Source organism: Streptomyces sp. NEAU-sy36 (assembly GCF_013423905.1).
In the GTDB taxonomy this organism is placed as follows: domain Bacteria; phylum Actinomycetota; class Actinomycetes; order Streptomycetales; family Streptomycetaceae; genus Streptomyces; species Streptomyces misionensis.
In genome coordinates this window covers 4,108,990-4,134,043 of sequence record NZ_CP058977.1, presented here as the reverse complement: position 1 = coordinate 4,134,043, position 25,054 = coordinate 4,108,990, and the positions used below count along the sequence as shown (strand labels likewise).

The window sequence follows — 25,054 nt, the reverse complement described above, 5'->3', positions numbered from 1 at the left end:
AAAACCTCGTGCCGCAACCAATGGCCGAGCAGCACCGCGACCTGGTCCGCGCCCACGCGCCGTCACCTCAGTGACGATCTGACTGACCCGCAGATGGCTTCTCTGCTCGATACCCCTTCGTCAGCAACACGATCACCGTGTCCTGTGATGTGCGGCGCTCACATGGCGAGGTTGGCCCACAGAGTCTGCGCAGGGATGGACAGCACCAGGAAGCCCGCGCCTTCCAGGGCAGCGGCCGGGTCGGTCGTCGCGGTGACCGTGGCCGGCAGTCGACGCCCGGGAAGTAATCGACATTGCGATGCTGCGTATTGATCACGTCGGCGACCTCGTCCCGGCGGGCGTGCAGCACCACACTGGTGCTCGCGTCGCCGAGGATGCTGGCGACGGCGGTACCCCAGGACCCGGCCGAGAACACTGCAACACGACTGGAGCGATGTTGGGTCACTGCGGGGTTCTCTCGCCAGAGCGCCGACCGGGCGGGCCCGGTCATCGGGCCCGGCCGGGGGGCGCGGGCCGTCGCAGGGTCAGCAGGACCGCGCGGCGGGCGGGGAGGATGGGCAACATACGGTGTGTCGGAGGTCGGGCGCCGCGTACGGGAGCTGCTGCAGCGGATCCGCCCGGTTCTTGGGACGATGCGCGATGCCGGGTTCCCGCCCGCCTCTGACAGGTTGCTGCCACACTGTCATCAGGCCCCGCTGTCCCCCGTCAGCGGGGCCGCTTCCGTCGAAGAACACGGTGCCCGTTCTGCAGGGCTCGTCCGCAGGCGAAGGTCTTTGGCAACCGGGCCGATGGAGCATCCGGCACGGTAGTCGGCGTCTGTGCTGCGGGTTGAGGGCCGAAGCGGCGCCGACGGCCAAGATCCGGGCGCTGCGCACGGCGTCGGTGCGCACCGCAGCGACGAGGCGGGCGTTGATCAGGCGGAGCCGGGCCGCGTAGACGATCACCGATCAGGGCGTCCATCTCCGGATCGGCGGTCGCCAGGTGCACGCCTCACCCCAGTCCGAGTCGGCTCAGGGCGGTGGTCCAGTCCGTGACGATGGCCTGCTGCGCTGCCTTGAGGGTGGTCTTCCCGGAGCAGACCGCGGAGTGCAGCTTCGACTCCACCGGGTCCTTCAGGTTGTTCACGCCCGATCCGGCCTTATGGCCGGGGTCGGGTGGCTCAACCCACAGGTTACGGGCGTCGTTCGGGTCACCACCGAGTTCAAGGGAGATCAGGTGATCGTACTCGGCGTCGCCGAGGCGGCCGGTGTACTTGTAGGAGGCGGCGTTCGCGCGCTTCTCCGGTCCGGTCACGCTCTCCGGGGGTCTGATCCCCCTGGTGTAGCCGCCGCTGCGGCAGATCGTCGACGCCAGGTTCGCCTGCGTCACCGTCGGCGAAGTAGCGCCCGGCGTGCACGAGGTGTCCTCGAGAGGCTCGCCCTTCTCGTACCGATAGCGGCAGCTGTCAGGGGCTGGCTGCTTCTGCACCGTGTACGTCTTCTGCGGCCCCGCCCCCACAGGGATCTTCGTTTCCCCTGCCGGTGGAGCCGTCCCAGACGGACCCGCCGCCGGCGTACCGTCCTTCCCTGAAGTAGCCGACCCTGGTTGCGAACCAGATGAGCAGCTCGTCACCAGCAGGCTGGACAGCAGTACTGGTGGCACCGCACGGCGGACGAAACGCATGACGCCCCTTCATGGACGAACAGCAGATGGCCATAAGCTCCCCCACCTGGGAGTCTGCTTACCTCTCGTGGCCGGGCGCACAGGTGTACGCAGGCTCACTCCCTGGCATCCCTGGTCACGGCCGGCCCGTGGCTGTGTGCTGCTGCCGCCGCGACCCGGCGGCAGCGACGGCGAGATGGCTGGGCTACGAATTCCTCAGCTCTGGCCGGACCACTGCGGGCTGCGCCGGTCCCGGACCAGCGGTTCGTGCGTGGACTGACGCCGGAGTCCTCCGTCTCACTACGGTCAGAGCATGCCAGTAACGGCGTAGTTGGACGATGCGGTCCGCGCCTGGGACTCGTACCGGATCTGAGAGTGCATGTCCGAGGAGGAACGTCGGCCGATGCAGCGGTGAGCGTTGAACGCCCTGCCTGATCCAACATGGACGGGGAGGGACCGACCCCGACGATTACCAGAGACGGCGAACTGGCGTCGGCGACCGGTTACGAGGCTGGCAACGAGATGTCGGCCGGTTCCCTGCGTGGCTGGGCCGAGCTGATCAGTTCCTTGTGGCCCTCGCGCCACCGGGCAAGACCGCATGGCGAAGCGCCCGACAGAGCTTCGCCATCTGCGGTGCGTCTGTGCGGTTCGGGCGGCACCTGCGGACGCGGGGCCGGGCCATGGCTCCGTCAAGGCGGTCAGTGGCATCTGGCCCGGATGACTACCGTCCAGTCCAGTCGGCGTTGCACTTGGTACCCATGACGCCCTGTCCCGACGGCCGGGGCAAGTTCGTAGTCCGCGTTCGTCGGGCACCGCCCATCGTTCAACCGTTCCTGGTGGCGTAGAAGGAGCCGGTGGGCGAATCCGCAGCGCGACCGCCCGTGCAGGTACGGCCGTGGCGGCGGAGCTGTTTCAGGTCATCGTTTGGTGAGTGTTGTCGCAGCGCTCAGTGATCCAGGACAGGCCTCCTGGGTCGAGGCGCCGGCGTGTGCGGGTGACCGCTACGTAGGCGAGGCGAGCCTCGGCGTCGTCGACTGAGCCGGTTAGCGGTGCATTGTTCTGGTTCGGTGGTTGGTGGTCTTTGGGAGGGCGGAAGTCGTCGGCGATAAGAACGCTCGGCCATTCGCGTCCTTTGGCCTTGTGGGCGGTGGAGATGGTGACCTGGGCGTGGGGCTCGGGCACGAGTTGGGCGACGGCTGCGAGGATGGGGGCAGTGCCGTGTGTGTCGACGAGGTTGACCAGTGGTTGCAGGTCATGTCCGGCGGGGTCGTGGGCGGCGTAGTCCTGCAGATCGCCCCAGGAAGGGAAAAGGGTCAGCTCTGGGTGGTGGGTGCGGCGGCCTTCTTTCAGGTCACGGGCTGCTTGGGCCAGGGCGCGTAGGCTGTCTCCTCCTCCTGCTAGGGCGACGCGGAGTCCGGCGGTCATGAGTGTCATGACCTGGGCCATGGCTCCGAGGTTGGTGCGGCACAGTACGGCGTCGGGGTTGGGGACCGGGCCGATTTCGGTGGGTACGGTGGGGCTGCCGGTGAGCCGGATGGGGGCGTCGGCCAGGTGGAGCCAGCGGTTGGCTTCTTCGGCCAGGTGCGGTCCGAAGCGGAAGGACTGCGACAGGGTCAGCTGGGTGCCGTCGAAGCTGGTCATGACGTCTTTGGCGCCGCGCCATTGGTAGATGGCTTGTGCGGAGTCGCCGACCATGACGAGTTGGGTGTGGTCTCGCTGGGCGAGGAAGACTTTTTCGACGACGGGGTTGGTGTCCTGGGCTTCGTCCAGGAGTAGGTACTCGGCTTCGATTCTTGGTTGGCCAAGGGCCCAGATCTTCAGGTAGTGGTCGTGTTCGAAGCGGACGTGACCGTCGTCGGGGTTTTGCAGGTCGGTCCAGGCCTTTTGGGCTGCGGGCAGGATGTGGGTGGCGAGTTCGCGGTGCATGCCTGTGTCTTCCAGGCCGCGCAGTTTCGGCACGTGGTGGTGGGTGATCGTCTCGTCGGCGGTGTGGCAGAAGCGGGTGATGGTGCGCAGGAGGGCGTTGGATAGGGCTCGTTGGGAGATGGCGCGTTCGCCGATGCGGGTGGCTTTGGTGAGGCCGAGGGCCTGTCCGGTCTGCCAGGCGGGGCGGCGGGGGGCGTTCAGGCGGCTGGTGTAGCGGTGGCCGACGGCGGCGTAGGCGAGCGCGTGGGCAGTCTTGCACTGGACTGTGCGCGGGAAGCGTGCGGTGGCCTCTTGGGCGATGGCCCGGTTATAGGCGAGGTAGTTGCCACGGCGCGGAGTCGATCGGGCGAGCATGGCCAGCAGGGTGGTCTTGCCGGTGCCGGCTCCGGCTTGCAGGGCCAGGTGGTCACCGGCGCGGAAGGCGTCCAGGGCGGCTGTTTGCTCGTCGGTGGGCTTCATCTCGGGGTTTCTTTCGGGGATGGAGGCTTGTCGGTGGAGGCGAGCGTGTGCGGAGCTGGGGTGCGTGAACAACCGGTGGATTCAGTGGGTGATGCGCTCTCGGCATGGTTCGGCCGTGCTCCAGCGCATCGTGGCGTAGGTCGTAAGGCCAGCCGGGGTGGCAGGTCGGGATTCAGGTCGGGAGGTCGGAGGCGGCCTTGTTGCGTGTGGCTTCCAGGTGGGGTGATCGTGTAGATGGACGGCTGGGGCACCGAGTTGGGCGGAGCAGGCGAGCAGTCCGGCGGGTGTCGGCTTCGGCACGTGTCATCAGGCAGGGTTGCGGCGCTGTGATGGATGGCTGGGTGGCACGGTCGCGTGATGTTCCGGGTGCTGGCCGGTTCGGTGCGGGGGTGGGGGCGACGCGTGGGGGTTGGTGCAAATCGGTCACCGTGCGCGGGGGTGGTGCCGCTCGGGAGTGGGCAGTTCGGTGCGGATGTAGTCGGCGTGCAGGAGGGGGTCAAAAGGTTCCCAGCTGGCCAGGGCCACATCAGCGGCTGTGGCAGAGGCGGCGTGGGTGGTGCAGCGTTGGGTGCGCCAGCGTAGTTGTTCTGCGTAGGGAAGGTGGCTGAGGTCATAGACCGCCATGCTGGTGTCGGGCAGGGTGAGTTGGCCGGAGGCTGGCTGGGTGGGCAGCAGGACCCAGCGTCCTGGGGTCTGGGCGGGCAGGGAGTGTGTGCAGCGGTCTCTTTGGATGGTCTGGGCGACGCAGCGGAGGGTGCCGATGGGGCTTTCGCCGAGGTAGTTGACGAGAAGGATCCGGACGACAGGGCGGGTGGGCTGCTCGTTGTCTCCTCCCGGCCCTGCGGTGGTGGGTGGGTGGGTTGCCGGGGTGAAGACGCCCGTGTCGATCAGGCGTCTGGAGCGCAGGCTGAGTTCGCGGCGCAGTGTTGCAAGTCGGGTCCGTCCGGTGTGCGGGCTTGTGGGCTGTTGGGGGCAGAGGGCGGCGTGCGGGATGCGGCACCATCGGCTGCCGTCATCGTGGGGGTAGGCGATGCCGCTGCTGAGGTGCCAGCGGTGGGCGGCAGAGATGCTGGTGGTGGTCACTTCCGCGGGGTGCAGGGCGATGGGCCGGCCGTCTGATCGCGGGTACCAGTCGATGCGGTTGCCGCAGTGGCGGCAGCGGCCGGTCTGGCCCGCGCGCAGGAGTCGGCTCGGGCTGTGTGTGGCGATCTGCAGGGAGCGGCGGGGAGGGAGGTGGCGTGGGCTGCCGTCCCAGTGACGACCGGTAGGTGGGTTGTGGGGGCGCATGGCGGTGACCATGCCAGGTGGCGCGCCGGTCGGTGGTGGCGGCTTTCTTGGGTGCCACTCGATCGGCCCAGCGGGTGGGAACGTGTGGCCGAGGTGGGGTTCTGTCGTTCGAGGGTGTCTCGCCTGTGCGGGTGATTTTTGTGGGCGCCTGGAGGAGCTTGCCGTGGTGGGGGGTCAAGGCTGTGGGGCGCCGGGGGCTGGGTGGCCTTCGCACAGTGAGGTGAGGAAGCGTTCGATGGGGACGTCGAAGGCGTGGGCCAGGGCGTGCCAGGTGGTGACGCTGCCGGTGGTGCGGCCGTGTTCGAGGTCGATGAGGGTGCGCCTGGCCAGGCCGCTTCGTTCGGCGAGTTCGTCGAAGGTCCATCCGCGCTGGCCCCGTAGCCGAGCGAGTTCGACTCGCAGGGCGGTGAGGTTGGGGTCGGGCGGGATGATCGTCACTCCACCATCCGACGGTGCAGACCTCTGCCCTGTCAGTGCAGACTTCTGCACTATTTACCTCGGAGGATCGCGGACAGTGACGGTGCACTGGTCTGCGTGAACGCGTGCCCGTTCCGGGTGCCTGTTGTCCGGCATCCCGGCTCCATGCACAAGACAGGAGGAGAATCGGCCCATGAGGCTCGCCGGCGCCGCGGTACGGCGCGTCTGGACGGTGGAATTGCGCCCGCGGCCGGGCGGCCCTGCACTGGTCTGCGTGCGCTGCACCAACCGCACGGTTTCCCCTGGGGCGGCGTCTGCAAGGTCCGCCGCCCTTGCTCATCTGGCCTGCCACGCCCGCACGGAGGCGCTGCCCGCGCATCTGCGGACCTGCCAATGCCGGTCGCTTGGCTGTCTGTGGCATCGGCGTCACCGCGGTTGCGCCGGTCCTGTTCTGCTGGCTCTCACCCGCGACGACGGCGGCCGTGTCTGGCGGCTGGCCGACACCTGCGCGGCCTGCGCGGCCGCGACCGGCAATACCTCCGTCGTCCCCGGGACTCTGCCCGGCGCCCCGCCCCCTCCCTCTTCACCGCCTGCTGCTGTACACCACGCACATCGGCCTGCGCTGGACGAAGGAATGCGAGTGCGGGAGATGCTCACCTATCTGGCGACCGCGCTTCCGAGGTGCACCTCCCCCGCCGGCCGGCTGCTGGCTTTGCAGTGCGGGCTGCGCGCCGACACCCGCGGTCTCGTCCGGCTGCCCGCGGGCTTTCTGCGCGGCATGCGGTTGCGCGGGCGCGCCGAGGTCTGGGAGGAATTGGCTCACGGACGCTGGCTGCTTCCACCGGACCTCAGGTCCGTACCGGTGACGGTGCAGTTGCTCGATGCTGCGATCGGGGACCAGGTGCCCGGCCGCAGTGCTCGCCGCCGGGCCGCCCACTGGGCGCTGCGGCCCGGGGTGCTGGCCTTTTCCGGTGCCACGCCCCCCGCGGTACGGCTGGTTGCGCTTGTACTGGCTGCGCATCTCTCGCCCCGCGCCGTGCACACTGTCGAGATGGATGTGCTGGCTCGTCTGTGCGGCCACTCGCCGCATCAGACTGCCGAGCTTCTCGACCGGTTGGTCGCCAGCCGCGTGCTGGCCTCTTGGCGTCACCACCCGGATACCGACGAGGTGACCTGGAACCTGCCCTCCGAGCATGCGGCAAGTGCTTCGTGCGGGCTCAATTGGCGCTGGCAGCACAGCACTGCCTGAGGGAGACGGCTCTGAGTTGAGCCGGGGGCGCGCCCGTCTCCTGCTGCTGAGGCTTGGTGTGTTCCGGAGTCAGGGACGAGGTGCGCGCTTCGGAGAGAGGATGCGGATCTGGTTGCCGTCTGCTGGTTGTTCGAGTCACCGGCGGCTCTTGAGGGGCAGTCTGATGGGGGCGGCGTGTTCTGGCGACGGCCGAGTGCGGCTAGTACCTTCCGTTCCTCTACCTCCACTCCACAGGTAATCTCTTTTGCCCCATTTGTCTGTTGCATCTGCAGGGCGCTGGCGATGCCCCCATCCGAGAGGCGTCACCCAGCCGGGTGACTCCGGGGAGTCATGAGCGGATCGCCCGGGCCCGCGAGGTGAGTTACACGCCCCTTCAAAGAAAGACTCATCCTGCGCCCCTTCCTCCGGAGATGACCGAAACCGATCGAGATGACAACCGCAAAGGGAGGAAAAGCCCGCTGGCATATGCATCCTGTCAACCAATACGCCTGAATTTTCACTTACTCTGCGTCATCTCCATTTCTCATTGGTGCGTTGCATCAACGGCAGCGGTGCAAGCGTGGACGGGATCGCCCCAGAAGGGCCTCTGGATTCGGTTACATTCTCCTCACCTGTCGGTCATGGCGGGCGTAGAACGGCCCCGGCGCGGGGGCAATCCGCAGCCGGGGCCGTCAGTAATCGAACAAGGAGATACCCGTGTTCAATCCGGTAAGCCGCGAGTGCCTGAAAACTCGCGCGGCTACCTGCATCAGTATCCCGCAGAGTGCCGCACTGCAAACCGTTCCGCTGCGGCCGGCTCTGGTCCTGATCGTGATTCTGCTGGTCTCCCTGGCGGCCTGCGGCAGCTCGGTCACGCCACCCGGCCAGGTCACGGTGACGCCCGGTTTCCCCTGGGTGGAAGTCATCGTGCGGATCGACCCGATCAGCCTCACCTGATCACCCGGCGGGGCCGGGGGGTGCCTTGCGGCACCCCCGGCCCCGCCGGCCACCAGTGAAGTCCGGTTACAGCCTGCTCGGTTGTGGTCTGGGAGAGGCGAAGTAGAAGGGTGCGGCGTGGGAGCGCCATTGTCTGCCCGGTGTGCAGGTTGCGGGCACGATTTTGTTCAGCGTACGGGGCCCGGTCGGCCCCGGCTGTACTGCGGCGAGCGGTGTCGTCGCCAGGCACAGCGTCAGCGGGACCGAGCGAAGAGGGCGGCGGGTGACAGGGGGCAGGTAACTGCTGCTGCGTTGATCGAGGAGATGTACCGGCTCACCAGCCGGCTCGGCGCAGAACTGTCTGGCCCCCTGGCTGAGTTGCTGGATACGACCAGCCGCTTGAAGCGGCTGTCGGAATGCCTCGTCGGTAGCACAGTGGGGGAACGTCTGGAGAGTGGCCTGGGCTGGGCCGAGCTGGCGGCTGCAGCGGGCGTAAGTGAGAGGTCGGCCCGGGCCCGGTGGAATCCGCAGCGTGTGCGACGCCTTGCGCAGGATGTTGTCCCGTCGGTGCTCAGCCAGACGACGGAGCTTCCGGCCTTTGCTTGGACGGGCTCAGGAACCGGCATGCTCGTCGGTGCCCTCAGGCAGTTGCCTGGAACCGCTTCGTCTGCGCAAGTCACTGCTGCAGCCGTACGTGCCGGGCTTTCCATCGAGGAGGCGGACCGCGCGTTGGCGGGCAAGGACATCCTGCCGTGGGACCGGATGCGGAGCCTTGTGGAACAACTGGGTGGCCGTTCCGAGGATCTTCACTTTTTGTGGCAGGCGTCGTTGCAGGCCAGCAGCCCACCGCCGGCGTCTGTCGAGGAGGCGGCGGGCCGTCTGGCGGCGGCGCTGCGAGGAATGCGTCTGGCCGCGGGCCAGCCCCCGCTTGACGAGGTGGCCGGCCTCACAGGGATGTCAGCGGACAGGCTCGACGCTATCCTGCGCGGTCGGTACGTGCCCGCTTGGGACACCGTCATCGCCTTGGCGACCGCGCTGCGAACCGATCCAAACCTTCTGAGGAATCTGTGGGACGGCGTTCGATGCACCTTTTCCGCCAGCCCTCATCACTTCCCCCGCGGAGGCTTCCTTCTCGGCTAGACCTGCGGGCCTGGACGCGGAGGGGCGAGGCATCGAATGTCCCAGTGAACGAAGGAAGCTGGACGTGATACCACCTTCCCCAGCATGTCGCACCGAGGTAGCACGGCGTGTGGACTACCGGGCCTTCTATGAGAGCTACCACGAGCTCTATCTGCTGTATGCGCAGGCTCGTATCCCCTGGAGGACCACGGCTGGGGACATCGTGAGCGCCGCCTTCGACGATATCGCGCTCGTGTGGACGACAGCGCTGAGCAGCCCGTCCGCTGCCGCTCTGGCATGGGGACTACTGCGTCAGCGAGTCGCCAGCAGCGCACTGTGCCCTTCTTGCCGGCCTGCCTGCGCCCACTGCGTTCTGCGCCCGGTGATGGCTGATGCTGTGGTCCTTCATACCTGCATCGGTATCTCCCTGTCTGAGACCGCCGCGGTGATGGGTCTGAGCAGGGGGGACATCGCTGCTTTGCTCTGCGGCGCCCGCCGCAGGCTTGCCGACGGTCATCGTTTGGTGCGGGCCATGTCTCACGTGGGGCTTCATGTGGAAGAAGGACGAGACGGCCGGGGCAGGCGCTGACTCCGTGAGTGCGGGATGTCGGCAGTTCCTGAAACTGATCTCCGAGCAGTCCGGACCCGGGCCCGAAGTGAGCTGCTGGCCGAAGACCGATCCGGACGTAAGTGAGCCGTCACAGTGTCCACCAGCAATAAAGACGCAGGCCCGCAGCGCGAGCCCGCCTGGCCAGGCCGGCCAGGGCCTCCAAGACCACCGCTGCCGTCGCCGCATCGAGTCCGATGACACCACCGGCCGCAGACCAAGTCGCGGCCGCGGCCACAAGGTCGTCCCCTGACGCGGAGACCAGGACATCGCACAACGTGTCCGACACGGTCAGCACGAACGGGCTGTCGGCGTCCTCAGGGGACAGCAGCTGTCCCGCCCTCGGGCGCTGGCTTGCCTCTTCATAACTGCAGCCGGACATCACAGACTCGACCTGGGCGATGGCATCGACCGGATCGGTGTCCTTGAGGAAGATCACGTCCAGCCCTGCACGGACCGGTCCGCCGGCCTGGATCACGGCAACGGCGGACTCATCATCGACGGCAGAGAAGTAGTCGGCGTCTGGCATGCCACGGATTCTGGCATCCGGCGCTGACGATCAACGTCTCCAGACCTGGACCGGAGCCTCACACAACCGGGGGTCGAAGAGTGCCAGAGGGTCGCTTTTCGCGAAGCGTTGGCACGAGGGTCGGGACGGACGGCTCCGAGGCGCGGTCTCACGGGTGTGCCCGCCGCTATGAGCCGCGCCGATCAGGCAGAACCGCGGAAGCCGGCCACCGTGCACCACGTTCTCGCAGGCGACGGTTTTCTCACCGGTTTCGCTCTCACTCCACACAGGGTGCGCACGTGGCAGCCGCCCGGCGCTCTCGCCGGCGTGGGCGCTGCAGTGCCCACGCCGGCGCATAATTTCGCGCCGGGTTCATCGGTGTTTTGCGCCCGCTGCTTCATTGGCCTGTGTGAGGCGTGTGTGGGGCTGCACGCACGCCAAGTAGCCCTCTAGCATGGGGGGTTCCACCCCCTTAGCTCTTCATCGGATCGCGCGCGGGGGGCCGATGACCCGTGAGGAGAAACTCATTTCCGACGCCATCGACACCCGGACCCCCAGCGTGGCGCGCATGTACGACTGGCTGCTGGACGGGGTGGACAACTACGCGGCCGATCGAAAGGCGTGCGAGGAGCTCCTGGGGATCGCCCCGAGCTCGAAAGTCCTCGCCCGCAATAACCGGGCGTTCCTGCGCAGAGTCGTCCAGGTCCTGGCCCAGGAGTATGGGATCCGTCAGTTCCTCGACCATGGTTCAGGCCTGCCCACGCAGGACAATGTTCACCAAGTGGCGCAAAGGGTGGACCGCTCCAGTCGGATCGTCTACCTGGACACCGATCCGATCGTGCTGGCCCATGGGCGTAGCCGCCTCGACCAGAATGATCGCGTCGCGGTGTTACAGGCAGACATGCGGGAGACGGAGGCCATTTTCGGCACTCCGGAGGTCAGGCAGCTCATCCGGCAGGATGAGTGCACCGCCGCACTGTTCGTGTCCGTGGTTCACTGCCTCAAGGACGAGGATGTCCTGCCGATGCTTGCCGCTGTCAGGGCGCGGCTGAAGCCGGGCAGCTTCTTCGTCATCTGCCAACTCGTCAGCGACCGCGCTGATATCCGTAACCGTGTGACCGACTTGATGGACCAGGCCACGGGGGGCAACTGGGGGCGCGTCCGGACAGCTGGGGAGGTCCGGGCCTACTTCGACGCACTGGGCCTGGAGATCATCGAGCCAGGCTTGTGTGATGTCACGGACTGGCGGCCGGATACTGAGCTTATGCCCCGCCCGAAGTCTGACGACTGGGTCGAGTGGGGCGGGGTCGGCCGCGTGCCCATCCGCTGACGCCGGCCGGGGGCAGCCAGTCGTGTAGGACTTCAGGTGCCCCCGGCCCCGGCCTGCTGGCGCGGCGCCAGGAGACGGGCCTCCACTTCCTTGATCATTTTTTCGAGGAAGGCAGCGCTTTCCTTGCGCTTCAATGCCGCGTTAAATGTGTGGTCCAGGACCAGCCGGTACTGGGCAAGTTTGGCTGTCTCCGTGATGTAGTTCGCGGAATCCAGCAACTCGAGGTACACCATCTCTGGCGGGCCGCCGTTTTTGAAGGTCAGGTGCGTGATCGGGAAGCTGGGAGCGGTGCTGAGCCCTCGGTCGAACGGTATGACGCGGATGTTGACATTGGGCATGTCCTCGCCGGCAGCCACGCTGAGGTGCCGGAGCTGGCCCAGCATGACCTCTGGGCCTCCGACCATCCTGCGCAGGACCCCTTCGTCGAGAACGGCGGTGATCTCGGTGTCCTGGGCGTTGCTGTAGAGCTCCCACCGATCTTTGCGGACCTGCAGGTACCGGCCAACGGTCAGCTCGTCGGCCTCTGGTATTGCGGCCTTGATGACAGATTTGGCGTACTCCCGGGTCTGCAGCAGGCCGGGAACCACGCAGTTCTCGTACGCCCGGATGGTGACCGCGGATTTTTCCAGTTCGATCAGGCGCCGCAGGAAGTGTGGAGTGACGTCCGAGAACTGGTTGCCGCGTGACTCCTGCCGTACCTGCCGCAACAGGTCGTGGATGTCATCCAGATCGTTACCGGATGCCCCGTAAAGGCGGGCGAGGTCCCACACGTCCTGTTCCTTGGGGGGGCTCTCTCCTCGTTCCAGTCTGCTGATCTTGGAGACGGACCCGCGGATGGCATGTTTGGCCTGCGCCATCGTCAGCCCCTTGCGCGTCCGCAGCTCTCTTAGGAAGTTGCCCAGGTTGCGCGACGCGGCGCTGCGACACGCATCGGGTTCCTGCGCCGGCTCGGACTGCGGCGCCAGCCCATAACGATCGGCGGACATGCGGCACTCCTCGAGACTGGTCCACTGGCGCATCAGTATCCCAGCGTGGAGACCGTACGTCCGCCAAACCGCCTTCAGTTCCGAAGCTTTGGCCGTCAGCTGGCGAGGTGGTCGAACTCCCCCGCCTTGGCTCCGGTCAGGAATGCCTTGATCTCTTGCGGGGTGAAGACCAGGGCGGGTCCGTGAGGGAAGCGGGAGTTGCGCACCGCCACGCCGACGCCGGTCACGTCGGCCACTTCAACGCAGTTGCCCACGCCCTGGCTTGCCGAGCTCTTGACCCACCTCGCTTCCTTGATCGCGCTCGCACGAATGCCATTGTGTACGTCCATGGCAGAACCCTCTCCTGTCAACGAGACGGGCTCGAACCTCACCTGTTCGAGCGGAGCAATTCCCAAGTCGACTCTGTTGCCTTTTGCATATGCAAGAGGAGGTGCGACTCGTATGAGAACAGGCTAGAGGTGGGGCAGGGTTCTTGCAGTCCCTCGAAAGGGTGCCCGAATCGAACGATTGTCACTCCGCGGTAATCGCACCAGAGGACGGGTACCGGACCCGGGCGGCAGCGAAGTGGATCGCTGGCTCACCGCCGTCTTACGCCGCGGTGTTCTCGGCGGCTTGTGCTCTCGCCCGGAGGCGAGGTGCTGCGGGCGGGAGGCTGAGGCGGCGGCAGTCAGTTCCGCGGGCGGCCTGTATCCGGTGTGCTCTTCGACGGGTCAACGGGGGCGCCAGGTGCGGATCTCGAGGTGGAGGATCTGAGCGTCCGCTCTGATGCGCTCGGTCTCTACGAGCCACTGGTGGACGGCGGCAGTGACGTCTCCGTCGGCGGCATCGACGCGGCGGGCGAAGTCGGCGGCGGGGAAGCCGCCAGTCTGGGCAGAGCCGTAGGAGCGTTCTTCAGTGTGGTCGGCGCGTTGGACGACGCCTCGGCGGATGCCGGGCGAGTCGGTGCGGCTGCCGGAGGGATGCCGGTATGCGGTCTTGGCGAGGCGCACGGTGAATGCCAGGCGCAGGCCCAGGCGGGCCGCTTCGGCGATCAGGGGACGCAGGCGGGCGGAGCCGGAGGCGATGGCCTGCGCGCCGACGCGGCCCGTTCCGGTGCCGGTGGGAGTGATCAGGACGGCCTTGGTGCGTACCCGGGCGCGAGTACCGGAGGCTGTGGTGCGGCGGGTGATGTGACGGCCGGCGATGGCCGCCAGTTCGGGCAGGTCGGTGATGCCGCCGGTTTCGACCGCTGCGAGGACTTGGCGCAGAGCCGGGACGAAGGCTGCGCCTTTGCCCCTGGTGTAGAACTGCGAGACCAGGGACGGGTCGCGGTCGATGATCCGTGCGATGTCCCTCTTGGTGAAGCCGGCCGTCCGCAGCCGGTCGGCCAGTTGTGCGGCCTCGTTCAGCTGCCGCTGCTGTGGGCGGCGGCCTCGGCGTGAGCGGGGTGGCATCAGGCCTCCTGGGCGCTGTGGGCGAGTTCAGCGCGTCCGGTGTCCCGCAGCGCGAGGAGTTCTTCCTCGGTGGTGGGTGCGGGCACGGGGCCGGTGAGGTGGCCGCGCAGGAGGTAGTCGCCGGGCTGGTGGTGGTAGGGCCAGTTCTGGGGCTGGGTGAGGTAGAGGGCGTCGGTGCGGAAGGCGACGACGGTGCCGGGCGGGGTGTGCAGGGCGCCGGCGTAGATGTTGTCGTCGCGGTGGCGCTGGGTGAGCAGGGCGGCGCGTGCGCCGGACCAGATGGCGGCGGCCCATTCGGGGTGGGCGTTGGGGTCGCGGCTGAACCCGGTGGGTTTCTGCCAGGTGATGTGTTCGTCGTCGAAGCCGATGATTTCGGCGTCCGCTGGCACGTCGCGTTCCATGCTGCGCGGGGTGGTGCCGGTGACCATGCGGGGGCGCTGGGCGAAGGCGCCGATGCCGTAGAGCAGGATGGAGCGTACGGCGCGGGAGGCGAGGTGGGCGGCCCTGGCTTGCTGGGGGTCGCCGTGGAATCGGGCCTGGGCGGAGAGGTTGGTCCAGGTCTCTTTGAGTTTTTTGGCCCAGTCGTCGAGGGGTTTGCCGTCGTCCCAGAGGATGCCGTCGAGGATTTCGATCTTCCACGGCTGGATGGGGTTGGTCAGAGCGGTGTGGATTTCGGGGCCGCCGGCCCAGGTGGTGAAGGTGGTGCCGGGGGTGGCCGGGTAGTGCCAGGCGCGGTCGCCCGGGGCGGGGGCCGGGAGCAGGCCGATGTGGTTCCAGGTGTCGGGGACGGTCACGCGGACCTGCCAGTGCCCGCATCCGTACAGGGCGCGGATCTGTTCCTTCTCCGGCCAGGCGGCGAAGGTGGCTGCGGTGATGCGCCGGGGGGTGCCGACCGGGGATTTCCAGGTGTGCTTGGCGTAGGCGAAGGTGCGGTCGTACTCGACGAGCTGGGGCAGCTGCTCGGGGACACGCGGCGGGATGATGAGCTCGTTGCGGCCCTGGCCTGCGGTGGCGTGTAGCAGTCCGCGCAGTTCCTCGGAGAGGACGGGGAAGCCGTCGGCGTACTGGCCGCGGGTGGGGATGGTGCGGGTCCACAGGTCGCGGCCGGTCTGGGAGGGGGAGCCCATGATGACTGCGTCGCTCCAGTGGCGGCGCAGTGCCTGCCACAGCAGGACGAAGGCGTCGCGGATGACGGTGGGGTCGTCGCCGTCGGTGTCGAACCACTCCCCCACCGAACGGATCTCCACATGCTGCTCGCCGTTCTCGCGCTGGTAGCGGCCGACGGGGTTGCGGGCGTGGACGAAGTGCCCGGCCATCCGGTCGCGGCCGCGGCCGGTGTCGGTACGCCAGCCCGCAATGGGGGCGTTGAGCCAGGCGGCGACGGCGTCGCGGAGGTAGGGGTAGCGGTCGGCGTCGCGGTGCCAGGGGTCGCCCGCGGTGATGTAGATCCGCTCGGCGCCCTCGGGGATGGTGTGGAAGACCGCGGTGAGAATGTCTGCCGCGGTGGCGTTGCCGAGGTCGAGGTGGTGGGTCTGCTGGCGGTGGATGAGGACGCCGGTGGTGGTGTCGAGGAAGACGGTGGAGCGGGCCTGCTGGGTGAAGTTGGGCCGGGTGGAGGCCAGGCCCTGGGTGTGGGTGAACCAGGCATCGCCCGTCTGCCCGTCGGGGATGGAGGGCAGGGTGCGCGGTGAGTCCGGCGTTGCTTCGTTCGCTGGCGTGGCGTCGGCGGGAGCTGAGGGGGTGGGCTGTGGCAGGTCGGCGGGTGGTGTGGTCGGCGCCGCTGAGGGTTGGGCGACAGGTTCGGTCTCGTGGCTTGCAGGCTGGCTGTCGGAAGCGGCAGCAGACTGAGCGGGAGTGCGGCTGTCGTGATTGAGGGTGTCGGGTGCCAGGGAGGGGGCCAGGGCGACGACATCGGCGACACTCAGGCCGGCGGCCGGCGCGATCCGTTCTGCCTTGGCCTTGCCGTAGGCGGTCAGCTGCGTGATCTGTTTGTCTCGGTCGGCTTCCAGCCTCGTCAGGGCCGCCCGCATCTTCTTGATCTCGTCCCGCAGGGTGCGCAGGTGGCTGAGCGCGGTGTTGTAGCTCTGTGCGTCCATCGGGGGTTCCTTGTTCGGCTGGAGTGTCAGTCCGCGCTGGTGGTGGTCACGTAGGCGATGGCGCCGCCGGAGTGGGAGGGGAGCCATGTGCCCAGCAGGAGTTCGGCGAGTTGTCGGTCGCTGTCGGTGCGGGCAGTGATGACGAGGCGGGGGGTGGCCAGGTCGGTGACGTAGCCGGCCAGGCGGGCGTTGGGGAATGCGTAGCGTCCCTGGTCGTTGCGCTGCCAGGTGTCCAGGCCGGTCAGGACGGCGACGACGTAGCCGGACAGGGTGACGGGCAGCAGGCCTGCGGCGGCGATGCTGGCGGGGTCGCAGCGCCACCAGCCTCGCAGGCTCTTGAGGAGATGGTCTGCGCCGAGGTGGGGTGCGTAGCCGATCCATGTGCGGTCGTTTTCGTCGACGCGGCGTGCCGCGTCGATGCGTAGGACGGCGATCTCCCGGGCGTCGAGGCGGTGCAGCGGGGCGTGCGGGCGCTGGTGGAGTGCCTGGACGACGTCGTGGGGGATCATGACGCGGACGCCGCGGTGGGTGAGGCCGGGTAGGACGTCGGCGCGGATGAGGCGGCGCAGGGTGGTGATGGCGCAGTCCAGTTCGGTGGCGGCCTGGCCCGTGGTCAGCAGCACGGCCATGTCCGTCTCCCTGGTGTGTGTGGTCGCAGTAGGACGTTAGCGGCACGTCTCCCATTGTTGCAAGCCTGATCAGATATTTGATCAGGCTTGCAACAATGGGGGTGTCACAGGGCGTTGAGGCGGGCCTGGTCGGCGGCGGGGCCGACTGCTCCGATCTTCAACAGCCGGGATTCGATGGCCCCTTCGGTGCGGCCGAACTCGTTGCTGAGTTCGGGGGTCAGGACTCCGTCGGCGCAGCGCTGGGCAAGCCGCCGTTCTTCTTCGTCGCTCCAGCGGGTGTGGGTGTTGCGGTGGACCTGGCGGCGTTGCTGCATGGCTTCGGAGAGGGGCCGGCTGGCGGGGGTGGTGCGGTCGGATCCGGGCGTCCGGATCCGACCCTGACGCGTGAGTTCTTCGTAGATGGCGCCGCGGGAACAGCCGAACTCCGCGGCGAGGACGGTGAAGTCGCGTTGCTGGCGGAACCGGGCGGCGAGCCGGGCGCTCTCCGCGGGTGCCCATCCGCCGCCCTGGCGGGGCGGCGGGACGGCGGCGGGGTGGGTGAGGGTGCGGGAGGCGGCGTCCAGGAGACGGGCCAGGGGCGCGAGGTGGTCCGCGGTGACGGTGCCGCAGAGGTCTCCTTGGATGTCTCCCTGCTCGCTGCTGATGGTGAGTTCCAGGGTGAGCTGTCCGTTGTCGCAGCGGGTGCCGGTCAGGGCGTAACGGCGGCCCCCTTCGGTGAAGGCGGACTCCAGGCGGGGCGCCGGTGCGGGGTCGGGCGGCGTGTCAGACGGTGCGGGGGCGGTCCCCATTGGGGAGGCGAGGAGGGTGTGGATGTGCCAGGTGGCCAGGAAGCGGCCGCCGGTGTCGAGTTGGTAGGTGACGGGGCCGGCCTCCAGGTCGGTGATGCCGTACAGGACGGTGAGCCGCTGTCCGGCGAAGGGGCTGGCCGCTTCGGGGGTTCCGGGAACGGGCTGGTAGGTGAGGATTCCGCGGCCGGGCTCGTCGGCGGGGTCGAGCAGGGGGGCGTCGGGGTCGCCGTGCCAGTGTCCGCTGCTGTCTTGGAAGGCGTAGATGACGGTCATGGGCGGGCTCCTTACTCAGTAGTGGAACTGGATGAGGTGCAGGTCGCTGATGGTCACGGCGGCCTGCTGCTGGTCGGCGGGCAGGGCGCGGAAGAAGTAGGCCTCGCCGATGCCGTCGGCGAGGATGCGGCGCAGTTCGTCTTCTTCGGCGTCACGGTGGCGGGCGTCGAAGAGCTGGCGGGCGTGGAGGGCGGGCAGGTCTTCGGTCAGGCGCAGCAGGCGGGGGTCGTGGAATTCGCCGCTGAGAGTGGTGTAGGCGAAACGGGCGTGGAGCTGGGCGGTGACGCAGCCGCCGCGGTCGAGGATCTGCTGATGCGCGCGGTGGCGGACCTCCGGTTGCCAGGTACGGTAGATCTCGCGCTCGATGAGGGTGGCCTGGGCGGGTGTGAGGTCGTTGATGTCGCCCTCGGCCCATCGGGTGAGGGCGTGGGGATAGGCGAACAGGCGCGGCGCCAGGACGCCGGGGCTGTGGTGGTACAGCAGGTGGCGCAGGCGTGCGGCGGGGCGCTTGGGGGGTTGTCGTGTCCAGTGCCGGGCGTCGGCGAGATCGAGCGCGTGGGCGACGGAGGTGTTCAGCAGCGGCACGATGGGGGTGGTCTCCTGCCGGGGGTTACCGGGGTCGGGGCGGGTCGTTGTCCGCGGTGAGGGGCGGGGCGAGGGCCCGGGCCGGGGATGCGGGAGGCGGGCATGGATGGGGCTGCGGTGCCGAAACCGGTGGGGCTGGAGCCGGTGCCGGGTGAGGCGGCAGCATCCTTTGTCCGGCGGCTGGCCCACCTCAACGGGCTGTCCGTGGAGGAGGTGCTGCGGGAGGCGGGTGCGCGTCGGCCGCCCCGGGAGCTGGATCCGTGGGCGCAGGAGGTGTTCCTCGGTGAACAGGCCGCCGCACGGCTGGCGGTGATGGCCTGGCGCACGCCGCAGGAGCTGTGCCGCGCACTGCCCACGCTGGCCGACAGGGCGACGGGGCGCGTCCGCCAGCAGTCGGTGCGGGTGGAGCCCTGGCCCGGGCAGTGGACGCCGCTTGAGCCGTGCGCGGGGTGCCTGGTCCGGCACGACGACCTCGTGACGCCGGTGGTGCTGGCCGGTGGCGAGCCGTGGCAGGTGTGCGTGCGGCACGGCCGGTGGCTGCGCAGCGCCGACGGCGGCGGCCCTGCGCAGGTGTCTCTGGTCGGGCTGGAGGAGGTGGTGCGGGCGCATCGGCGGCGCCTTCGTCTGCAGCAGCGGGTGGGTCCGTACGCGCGGGCGCTGCTGGCCGATGCGCTGCAGGTGGCCGCGGCCTGGTGGCAGGGCCGCCAGATGGGCTCGGAAACGCTCTGGGCCGGACGGGAGGCGGTGCTGGGCACGGGGCGGCAGCGGTGGGCGGTGCCGCTGGTCGTCTACCCGGAGGCCGTCGTCGTGGCCGAGGCCATGGCCGTGTACGAGCGGCAGCGGCGCTGGGGCAGGGAGTTCGACAACGGTGCACCGGGCTGGGTCTCGCGGCGGTGGATCGCCTTCGTGGGTGAGCGGCTGGGCATGCCCGGCCCGATGGAGTGCGGCGGGTACCGGATGCTGCGCCAGTGGACGCTGCAGCATCGCATCACCGCACCGGTGGTGGACCGGCTGGCCCAGCCGGCGCCGCCGCCCGGCTACCGGGCCGGGCACCTGCCGGTGATGGACCCGCATCAGGGTCTGCCGGAACGAGGGGCGTGGGAGGACGCCTCGTGTCTTGACTGGCGGCTGGGCCGGCCCGTGACTGCCCTGGAGTGAGGAGGAGACGGCCCGCGGCGGGCAAAGAACGCCGCGGGCGGGCGGGGCGGTCACCATGACGGGCAGGTGTCCTTCAGCAGCTGGGCGGGGTTTGTTCCCTCGGCGCAGCGGGCCGTGTACCAGTGCAGGGGGCACACCGCGACGGGACGGACGTGGCCGGGCGAGATACCGATCCGGAAGTCGCTGCAGGGGGTGTCGGTGATCTCGGTCAGGTGCGGGGTGCGGGTGGCGTACACGATGTGGTCGCTGGCGACCGCGAGAGGGAAATAGCCGCTGCGGGACGTGCGGGCGAGCTTGCGGTGGAGGTTGGCGCGGGCGTTGGCGACGACCGCGGCGCGCAGGTCGGGACGCCAGGTGGGCTCCTTCGGGGTGGGCCAGGCGGCCAGCGCGGCCTGGTCGGGCTGGGCAGGTGGCTGGTCCAGGGCCGCGAATGCGTCCTGGGCGGTGGCGTGCAGGGCGTGCAGCAGGGCCCGCTGCAGGGGATCGGCCTGGGGCAGGTCGGCCAGAGCGGGCAAGAGGTCGGGGATCTCCATGGTGGCGTTGATGCTGAGGCGTTCCAGGACGGCCAGGCGGGCCAGGCGCAGGTGGTCGTACCAGGGGGCCAGGTAGGGGCCGGCCGGGTCGGGGCGCAGCCAGCCCTGGACGGGTTGTAGCTGTGCTGCGCCCACGCGCAGCGCGGCGTAGGCGACGGCGGGTGTGGTGTGCCAGGCCAGGCCTGTGCCGGCGAAGGCCGGGGGCAGCTTCGGGTGCGAGGGGGTACCGGAGAGGTCGACGAGCCAGCTGCCGGGCCGCTTGGGGTCGAAGGGCCGGTGGTGGACGTGGTGGGCCGGTCCGTCGGCGACCCGGATCTCGTTGCTGCCGGCGAGGTGGAGCAGGTTCACCGCCAGGCACACCACGTATGCGCGGTCGGCTTCGTCGGGGGCGGGATGGCGCCACCAGTCGATGTCGATGTCGGCGAGGGTGTCCTGCTCGGCGCGGTGGCTGGCCAGTTGGTGGCCGGGCGGAGCCTCGCAGGGGGCCGGGTCGACGGCCATGGTCAGGGCTCCGCGCACTCCTACGCTCAGCAGGGCGCCGGTGGCGGTGTGGCGGTGTGCGGGCGGGCGCAGGTCGCGCATGAGCTGGTGGCCGCAGGCGCCCGGAGGGCCCAGCGGGGTGCGCACGAGCGCGGTGTACTGGCCCAGGATGGCGGCGAGTTCGCCGGGGGTGAGCCGTTCGGGCAGGTTCCAGGCGTCGTGGTGCAGTGCGCCCCAGTCGGTGACGGCGAGGTGGATGCTGTCGCAGGCGGGATCGCCGGTGCTGGGGTGCAGGCGCATCCAGGGGCCCAGGCCGTCGGCGTCGGTCTGCCAGCCGATCGCGCGGGCCTGCTGCAGCAGCGGGTGGTCGCTGCGCGGATGCCGTGCGGGCAGGTTGGGCAGGTCGGCGGGCAGCGCCAGGCGGGCGCGGGCGGTGGGTGTGAGCACCAGCAGCGGGCCGGGCGGCAGGGCTTCGCGGCGGATGGGGGCCGCACCGAGCGGGGTGTTCACGGCCCAGGCCAGCAGCCCGTGCAGGTCGTCGGCGGGGCAGGTCCGGGTGCGGCCGTCGGCGAGGTGGGCGATCAGCCCTGACGGGCCGGCCTCGAGGACGGCGAGGGGGCCGTCGGAGATGCCCCTGGCCTTGATCGGCGGATAGGCCAGGCGCACCGTGGGGCCGGGCAGGCCGGGCGTTGACTGTGACGACAGTGCGGGGGCGGCAGGGGTGGGCCGTGCGGGGGCCGACTGGGGTGCGGGCGGGGCGAATTGAGCCTGACCGGCGTCGGGTGCGGGGCAGCGGGTGCCCAGGTGCTGGGGGTGGCCGCCGACGCGGTGGTGCGTGGGCTGCTGGCAGCGGCGGCACGGCGCGTGGGTTACCGCCCGGGTGGGGATCTCATGCCGGAGGGCGCCCAGGGCTGCCCAGTCCGGCGTCTGGGCGGGTGAAGGCTGTGGCGCGGGGGTGCCCTCCAGCCGGGAGTCCAGAGCGGTCAGCAGGTGGCTGTAGACGGCCGCGTTGTCGCCGCTCGGGGTGGTGCTGCCCTGTTCCCAGGCACGGACGGTGTCCTCGCTCACGCCGCAGGCGTCGGCGATCTGGTGCAGGGACAGGCCGGATTCGCGGCGCAGTCTGCGCCGTTGTGCCGGCACGGGCAGGCCGCCGGGCGTCGGTCCCGCCTCTGGGATGGCATCGAAGTCGAACAGTCCGTCCACGGTTGGGTCGGCTCCCCCACTGGTGCTTGATCTCGGATGCGCGCTGTCGGCGAATGCGCTTGGCAGCGCAGCATGCAGGAATCCGCAAAGGACACGCGTTGCGCGCAAGAACGTTTCGTTGACTGTCGGCCTGCGAAGACGGTGCGGGAGCAGGCCGAAAATCTGCCCGTTCGAGCGAGGCGCGCGGCGGGCGTTGTCTTGCGCCCCCTTTCCTGGCCTGCGAGGCGCGGTCTCACCTGGCACAACGGACCGTTCGACCGTGTGATCGACCGGCGCACAGGGACGGCGCGCGCTCACTCGTTCGAGGGCGTTCGACCCGGATTGCTTTTCCCGCGCGCGCCAAGCGGCCACGGTGATCGGCATCGCCCGGATCGATCACACGGGCGATATCCGTGCTTTCGCCGTCGTGGAAGGTGTTGCCGTGGCTGAGGTGGTGTGGGCGCAGTTCCTGTCCCCCGCTGGGCGGCTGCTGGAGAAACCCGTGAGCCAGGTCCGTCAGGAGCGGCTGGAGGAGCGGGCCGAGGTGTGGAGACCGAACCGGTACCGGGGCCGGCGGGCGATCGCCACCTGGTGGCGGCCGGCCGGACAGGCCCGGCACGCGGGCTGCGCCAGCCTCGGTGCCCTGGAGGCGGCACTGTCCTTGGAGTTCGATCCGCAGGTGGTGTCGTTCGCGGGCTGGCCGGTGCGGCTGGCCTGGGCGGGCAGCACGGAGGGCTACGTGCCGGATTTCTTCGCCCGGCTGGCCGACGGGCGGGCGAGGCTCCTGGTGTGCCCCGCGGGCGGGTGGGAGGAGACCTTGAGGCTCCTGGAGGCGGCCGGCGAGCAGGCCGACTGGGAGGTGCGGATGCATTCGGGCGCGGATGACGCGGCCGCGGCCGCGAATCGGCGGCGTCTGGCCCGCTACCGGCATGCGCGGCTGGCGGATGCGGACACCGCGCGCGTGCTGCACGAGGTGTTCGCCCGGCCGCGTCCGTTCGCCGACGGGATCAGGGCCAGCGCTCTGCCCGAACTGGCCACGGTCGCCCAGGCGTTGCACCTGGTCTGGACGCGCGAGCTGCTCATCGACTGGAGCGCCCCGTTCGTGCCCGCCCGCTCCCTGGTGTGGTCGCCGCAAGGGGTGCGCTGATGGCGGTGCACGCGCCGGACCGGCCGGAGGTCGTGGCAGTGGGCAGCGCCGTGCACTGGCACGGCGAGACGTATCTGGTGGCGGCGCTACAGGGCAGCAGCGTGCACCTGCTCAGCCGGCACGCCGACGGCGAGGACGCCGTCGTGCTGCTGGACGCTCTGCACCGCTCCCCCGGCTTCCGCGTGCTGGACGGACCGGACGCGCCGGCGCACGACGAGGCCCCCGCCCCGCCGTCGGCACCCGCGCGCCAGCCCCTGGGCGGCGCGGACCTGCTGGAGGGGCTGCCGGACAAGGCCCGCCAGGAGGCCGACTTCTGGCTCGACCATGTGCTGGAAGTGCACACGGGACTGCCCGGATTCGCCGCACCGGGCACTGCTCCGCGTCCCTGCTACGACCCCGAGCGCACCACCCTGCGCGACCGGTATGCGACCAAGGCCGCCGAACTACGCGCGGCGCATCACCAGGTGTCAGCGGCCACGGTCGAACGCAAGCGGCTGGCCTGGCTGGAGCAGGGCGTGTGGGGGCTCGTGGACAAACGGCGGGTGCGCGGTGGAAGCCGGCACGGCCGCGTCGACGAGCAGGTCGTCACGCTGCTGTGGAAGGTGCACAAGCGGCAGGAGAAGAAGTCCATCGGGACCAGGTCCCGGCTGTTTGAGCTGCTCAGGGGGGCGTGCGTGCGGAAGTTCAAGAAGCGGGCGGAACAACTGATGCCGTCTCGGGCGACGTTCTACCGGCTGCTGGACCGGCTTGGGATCGTCTGCGGAAAGCAGGCCGCCGCCCGTCGCGGCGACGGCAGCCACCGCCCCGAGCCGCCGTTCACGCTGGCCATGGCCACGACGCCGGGCGAGCAGGTGCAGATCGACACCACCTCGCTGGACGTGCTGGCGCTGGATGAGACCGGACACGTCGTCTCGGTGGAGCTGACCGCAGCCATCGACGTGGTCAGCAGGACGATCCTGGCCGCGGTCATCCGACCCAAATCCAACGGCACCAAGACCAGTCCCAACTCCCGCCGCCACGGCGGACGGGCCACCAAGGCCGTGGACGCCCTGTTGCTGCTGGCCGAGATGTGCACCCCGCAGCCAATGCGCCCGCACTGGTCACTCAAAGCTGCCGCGAAGGGCTCGGACCTGCCCTACGCACAACTGGTGGAGGCCGACGAACGCATGGACGGCGCGGCCGCCCGGCCGGTGATCATCCCGGAGATGATCATCATGGACAACGGCAAGGTGTTCGCCGGACGGGCCTTCATGGACGCCTGCGCCCAGCTCGGCATCTCCGTGCGCCCGGCCTGCGCCAACTCCCCCACCCACAAAGCGATCATCGAGCGGACCTTCGGCTCGATCAAAAGCCTCTTCAGCCAGTTCCTGCCCGGCTACACCGGCAAGGACCTCACCCACCGCGGCAAGCACGTCGCCAGTGAGCGGCTGTGGCGCATCGACCAGCTCAACGACTTCCTGCAGCAGTGGATCGCCCTGGGCTGGCAGCAGCGCCCGCACGAGGAACTGCGCAACCCGTTCCTGCCGTCCATGCCGCCGCGCACCCCCAACCAGGTGTTCGCCGCCCACGTCGCCAGCAGCGGCTACGTCCCCCTCCGGCTGAGCGCCGAGGACCGGCTGCGGCTGCTGCCCACCGCCTGGGTGAGGGTCACCGACAAGGGCATCCGCCTGAACAACCGCACCTACGACAGCCGCGCCCTGGGCGGCTACCGCAACACGCTCTCCGGTCTGCCGGGCAAGGGCCAGCGGTGGCCGGTGCGGTACCACCCGCACCAGCCGGAGAAGGTCTGGCTCGAGGACTACCGCAACAACAAGTGGGCGGAAGCCGACTTCGTCTACCAGAGGCTGATCGGCGACGCCTGGAGCGAACACATCTGGGACCAGGCCACCGCCGCTCACCTCGACAAGGGCGGCCACAGCCGCGACGAGACGGCCATCGCCCGGCTAGTGCGCTCCCTGCTGGAGCGCGCCGGCCGCGGCCCCTCCCGTACCGCCACGCCGCAGCCGGCCCCCGTCGAGCGCGGCATGCACGTCGGGCCGGCGCCGGTACAGGACCCCTACCGCGGCATCCCCGCTCCCGCCTACCACAGCGTCGCCAGCCTGCCCGTCATGGACATCGACCCGCGCGAGCTGTGCGCGCCGGCGGTACGCCTCGCGCTGCCAGGCAGCCCGTCGGGCACGCCCCAGCCAGGCGATGGCTGCGGCCACGGCTCTGGCCCCGCATCCACCGAACAGCCCTAGCTCTCCTCCCCCGTCTGTGAGCGGTGCTGGCGCGGAGGCCCCGCGCCGGCCACCGCTGGCTGCCCC

The 25,054-nt window shown here is 69.6% G+C and carries 21 protein-coding genes; 7 read left to right on the top strand and 14 right to left on the bottom strand.

Features of this window, described 5'->3' with window-relative positions:
• Positions 1 to 67 precede the first annotated feature (67 nt).
• The 5 genes from HZZ00_RS38545 to HZZ00_RS18860 all read right to left on the bottom strand — a co-directional run bounded on the left by HZZ00_RS38545 (position 68) and on the right by HZZ00_RS18860 (position 5,751).
• A complete protein-coding gene (locus tag HZZ00_RS38545) occupies positions 68 to 490 on the bottom strand; it encodes a hypothetical protein (RefSeq protein WP_257585897.1) in 423 nt (140 codons plus the stop codon).
• A 500-nt stretch (positions 491 to 990) separates the two neighbouring features.
• Positions 991 to 1,467 carry a hypothetical protein gene (locus HZZ00_RS18875; RefSeq protein WP_306856182.1) on the bottom strand — a complete coding sequence of 159 codons (477 nt, stop codon included), beginning with the start codon at positions 1,465 to 1,467 and terminating at the stop codon, positions 991 to 993.
• A 1,086-nt stretch (positions 1,468 to 2,553) separates the two neighbouring features.
• Positions 2,554 to 4,026 carry a UvrD-helicase domain-containing protein gene (locus HZZ00_RS18870; protein WP_180333290.1) on the bottom strand — a complete coding sequence of 491 codons (1,473 nt, stop codon included), beginning with the start codon at positions 4,024 to 4,026 and terminating at the stop codon, positions 2,554 to 2,556.
• Between the two features lie 423 nt (positions 4,027 to 4,449).
• A complete protein-coding gene (locus tag HZZ00_RS18865; protein ID WP_180333289.1) occupies positions 4,450 to 5,313 on the bottom strand; it encodes a DUF6083 domain-containing protein in 864 nt (287 codons plus the stop codon).
• Positions 5,314 to 5,487: 174 nt separating this feature from the next.
• On the bottom strand, positions 5,488 to 5,751 hold the full coding sequence (locus HZZ00_RS18860; protein ID WP_180333288.1) for a helix-turn-helix transcriptional regulator: 264 nt from the start codon (positions 5,749 to 5,751) through the stop codon (positions 5,488 to 5,490).
• Between the two features lie 628 nt (positions 5,752 to 6,379).
• On the opposite strand from HZZ00_RS18860, the gene HZZ00_RS38540 reads away from it, so the two are divergent.
• The 3 genes from HZZ00_RS38540 to HZZ00_RS18845 all read left to right on the top strand — a co-directional run bounded on the left by HZZ00_RS38540 (position 6,380) and on the right by HZZ00_RS18845 (position 9,034).
• Complete coding sequence (locus HZZ00_RS38540; RefSeq protein ID WP_257585896.1) at positions 6,380 to 6,979, top strand: hypothetical protein; 600 nt, start codon at positions 6,380 to 6,382, stop codon at positions 6,977 to 6,979.
• A 696-nt stretch (positions 6,980 to 7,675) separates the two neighbouring features.
• Complete coding sequence (locus HZZ00_RS18850; RefSeq protein WP_180333286.1) at positions 7,676 to 7,915, top strand: hypothetical protein; 240 nt, start codon at positions 7,676 to 7,678, stop codon at positions 7,913 to 7,915.
• Positions 7,916 to 8,206: 291 nt separating this feature from the next.
• The gene (locus HZZ00_RS18845; RefSeq protein ID WP_180333285.1) at positions 8,207 to 9,034 is read left to right on the top strand and encodes a helix-turn-helix transcriptional regulator; all 828 of its coding nucleotides are present in this window, start codon (positions 8,207 to 8,209) and stop codon (positions 9,032 to 9,034) included.
• 677 nt (positions 9,035 to 9,711) lie between these two features.
• Here HZZ00_RS18845 and HZZ00_RS18840 read toward each other — a convergent pair.
• Positions 9,712 to 10,149, bottom strand: a complete 438-nt coding sequence (locus HZZ00_RS18840) for a hypothetical protein (protein WP_180333284.1) — start codon at positions 10,147 to 10,149, stop codon at positions 9,712 to 9,714.
• Positions 10,150 to 10,633: 484 nt separating this feature from the next.
• Between HZZ00_RS18840 and HZZ00_RS18835 the strand changes: the two genes are divergently transcribed.
• Complete coding sequence (locus HZZ00_RS18835) at positions 10,634 to 11,458, top strand: SAM-dependent methyltransferase (RefSeq protein ID WP_180333283.1); 825 nt, start codon at positions 10,634 to 10,636, stop codon at positions 11,456 to 11,458.
• 32 nt (positions 11,459 to 11,490) lie between these two features.
• Here the strand turns inward: HZZ00_RS18835 and HZZ00_RS18830 are convergent, their stop codons facing one another.
• The 7 genes from HZZ00_RS18830 to HZZ00_RS18800 form a co-directional block, all read right to left on the bottom strand.
• The gene (locus HZZ00_RS18830) at positions 11,491 to 12,444 is read right to left on the bottom strand and encodes a helix-turn-helix transcriptional regulator (RefSeq protein WP_180333282.1); all 954 of its coding nucleotides are present in this window, start codon (positions 12,442 to 12,444) and stop codon (positions 11,491 to 11,493) included.
• A gap of 95 nt (positions 12,445 to 12,539) precedes the next feature.
• Positions 12,540 to 12,773 carry a DUF397 domain-containing protein gene (locus HZZ00_RS18825; RefSeq protein WP_180333281.1) on the bottom strand — a complete coding sequence of 78 codons (234 nt, stop codon included), beginning with the start codon at positions 12,771 to 12,773 and terminating at the stop codon, positions 12,540 to 12,542.
• A gap of 381 nt (positions 12,774 to 13,154) precedes the next feature.
• On the bottom strand, positions 13,155 to 13,877 hold the full coding sequence (locus HZZ00_RS18820; RefSeq protein WP_180333280.1) for a helix-turn-helix domain containing protein: 723 nt from the start codon (positions 13,875 to 13,877) through the stop codon (positions 13,155 to 13,157).
• Positions 13,877 to 15,973, bottom strand: coding sequence for a hypothetical protein (locus tag HZZ00_RS18815; RefSeq protein ID WP_180333279.1), 2,097 nt, complete (start codon positions 15,971 to 15,973; stop codon positions 13,877 to 13,879). The genes HZZ00_RS18820 and HZZ00_RS18815 overlap by 1 nt, the downstream gene beginning before the upstream one ends.
• Before the next feature lie 26 nt (positions 15,974 to 15,999).
• Positions 16,000 to 16,602 (bottom strand): helix-turn-helix domain-containing protein, encoded by a 603-nt coding sequence (locus HZZ00_RS18810; protein ID WP_257585895.1) that lies wholly within the window; start codon positions 16,600 to 16,602, stop codon positions 16,000 to 16,002.
• 104 nt (positions 16,603 to 16,706) lie between these two features.
• Positions 16,707 to 17,663, bottom strand: a complete 957-nt coding sequence (locus HZZ00_RS18805) for a hypothetical protein (RefSeq protein ID WP_180333278.1) — start codon at positions 17,661 to 17,663, stop codon at positions 16,707 to 16,709.
• Between the two features lie 15 nt (positions 17,664 to 17,678).
• Positions 17,679 to 18,248 carry a hypothetical protein gene (locus HZZ00_RS18800; protein WP_180333277.1) on the bottom strand — a complete coding sequence of 190 codons (570 nt, stop codon included), beginning with the start codon at positions 18,246 to 18,248 and terminating at the stop codon, positions 17,679 to 17,681.
• 117 nt (positions 18,249 to 18,365) lie between these two features.
• Here HZZ00_RS18800 and HZZ00_RS18795 point away from each other — a divergent pair, with 117 nt between their 5' ends.
• Positions 18,366 to 19,406 carry a TniQ family protein gene (locus HZZ00_RS18795; RefSeq protein WP_219014056.1) on the top strand — a complete coding sequence of 347 codons (1,041 nt, stop codon included), beginning with the start codon at positions 18,366 to 18,368 and terminating at the stop codon, positions 19,404 to 19,406.
• Positions 19,407 to 19,456: 50 nt separating this feature from the next.
• Here HZZ00_RS18795 and HZZ00_RS18790 read toward each other — a convergent pair whose 3' ends face one another.
• Positions 19,457 to 21,622, bottom strand: coding sequence for a helix-turn-helix transcriptional regulator (locus HZZ00_RS18790; protein ID WP_180333275.1), 2,166 nt, complete (start codon positions 21,620 to 21,622; stop codon positions 19,457 to 19,459).
• Between the two features lie 421 nt (positions 21,623 to 22,043).
• Between HZZ00_RS18790 and HZZ00_RS18785 the strand changes: the two genes are divergently transcribed.
• Both HZZ00_RS18785 and HZZ00_RS18780 read left to right on the top strand, forming a co-directional pair.
• Positions 22,044 to 22,748 carry a hypothetical protein gene (locus tag HZZ00_RS18785; RefSeq protein ID WP_180333274.1) on the top strand — a complete coding sequence of 235 codons (705 nt, stop codon included), beginning with the start codon at positions 22,044 to 22,046 and terminating at the stop codon, positions 22,746 to 22,748.
• Positions 22,748 to 24,988, top strand: a complete 2,241-nt coding sequence (locus tag HZZ00_RS18780) for a Mu transposase C-terminal domain-containing protein (protein ID WP_180333273.1) — start codon at positions 22,748 to 22,750, stop codon at positions 24,986 to 24,988. The genes HZZ00_RS18785 and HZZ00_RS18780 overlap by 1 nt, the downstream gene beginning before the upstream one ends.
• The last annotated feature ends 66 nt before the right edge of the window (positions 24,989 to 25,054 follow it).

Coding starts and splice junctions, on each gene's coding strand:
- HZZ00_RS38545 (WP_257585897.1), bottom strand. CDS start 490: ATGACCGGGCCCGCCCGGTCGGCGCTCTGGCGAGAGAACCCCGCAGTG.
- HZZ00_RS18870 (WP_180333290.1), bottom strand. CDS start 4,026: ATGAAGCCCACCGACGAGCAAACAGCCGCCCTGGACGCCTTCCGCGCC.
- HZZ00_RS18865 (WP_180333289.1), bottom strand. CDS start 5,313: ATGCGCCCCCACAACCCACCTACCGGTCGTCACTGGGACGGCAGCCCA.
- HZZ00_RS38540 (WP_257585896.1), top strand. CDS start 6,380: ATGCTCACCTATCTGGCGACCGCGCTTCCGAGGTGCACCTCCCCCGCC.
- HZZ00_RS18840 (WP_180333284.1), bottom strand. CDS start 10,149: ATGCCAGACGCCGACTACTTCTCTGCCGTCGATGATGAGTCCGCCGTT.
- HZZ00_RS18835 (WP_180333283.1), top strand. CDS start 10,634: ATGACCCGTGAGGAGAAACTCATTTCCGACGCCATCGACACCCGGACC.
- HZZ00_RS18830 (WP_180333282.1), bottom strand. CDS start 12,444: ATGTCCGCCGATCGTTATGGGCTGGCGCCGCAGTCCGAGCCGGCGCAG.
- HZZ00_RS18825 (WP_180333281.1), bottom strand. CDS start 12,773: ATGGACGTACACAATGGCATTCGTGCGAGCGCGATCAAGGAAGCGAGG.
- HZZ00_RS18820 (WP_180333280.1), bottom strand. CDS start 13,877: ATGCCACCCCGCTCACGCCGAGGCCGCCGCCCACAGCAGCGGCAGCTG.
- HZZ00_RS18815 (WP_180333279.1), bottom strand. CDS start 15,973: ATGGACGCACAGAGCTACAACACCGCGCTCAGCCACCTGCGCACCCTG.
- HZZ00_RS18810 (WP_257585895.1), bottom strand. CDS start 16,602: ATGGCCGTGCTGCTGACCACGGGCCAGGCCGCCACCGAACTGGACTGC.
- HZZ00_RS18805 (WP_180333278.1), bottom strand. CDS start 17,663: ATGACCGTCATCTACGCCTTCCAAGACAGCAGCGGACACTGGCACGGC.
- HZZ00_RS18780 (WP_180333273.1), top strand. CDS start 22,748: ATGGCGGTGCACGCGCCGGACCGGCCGGAGGTCGTGGCAGTGGGCAGC.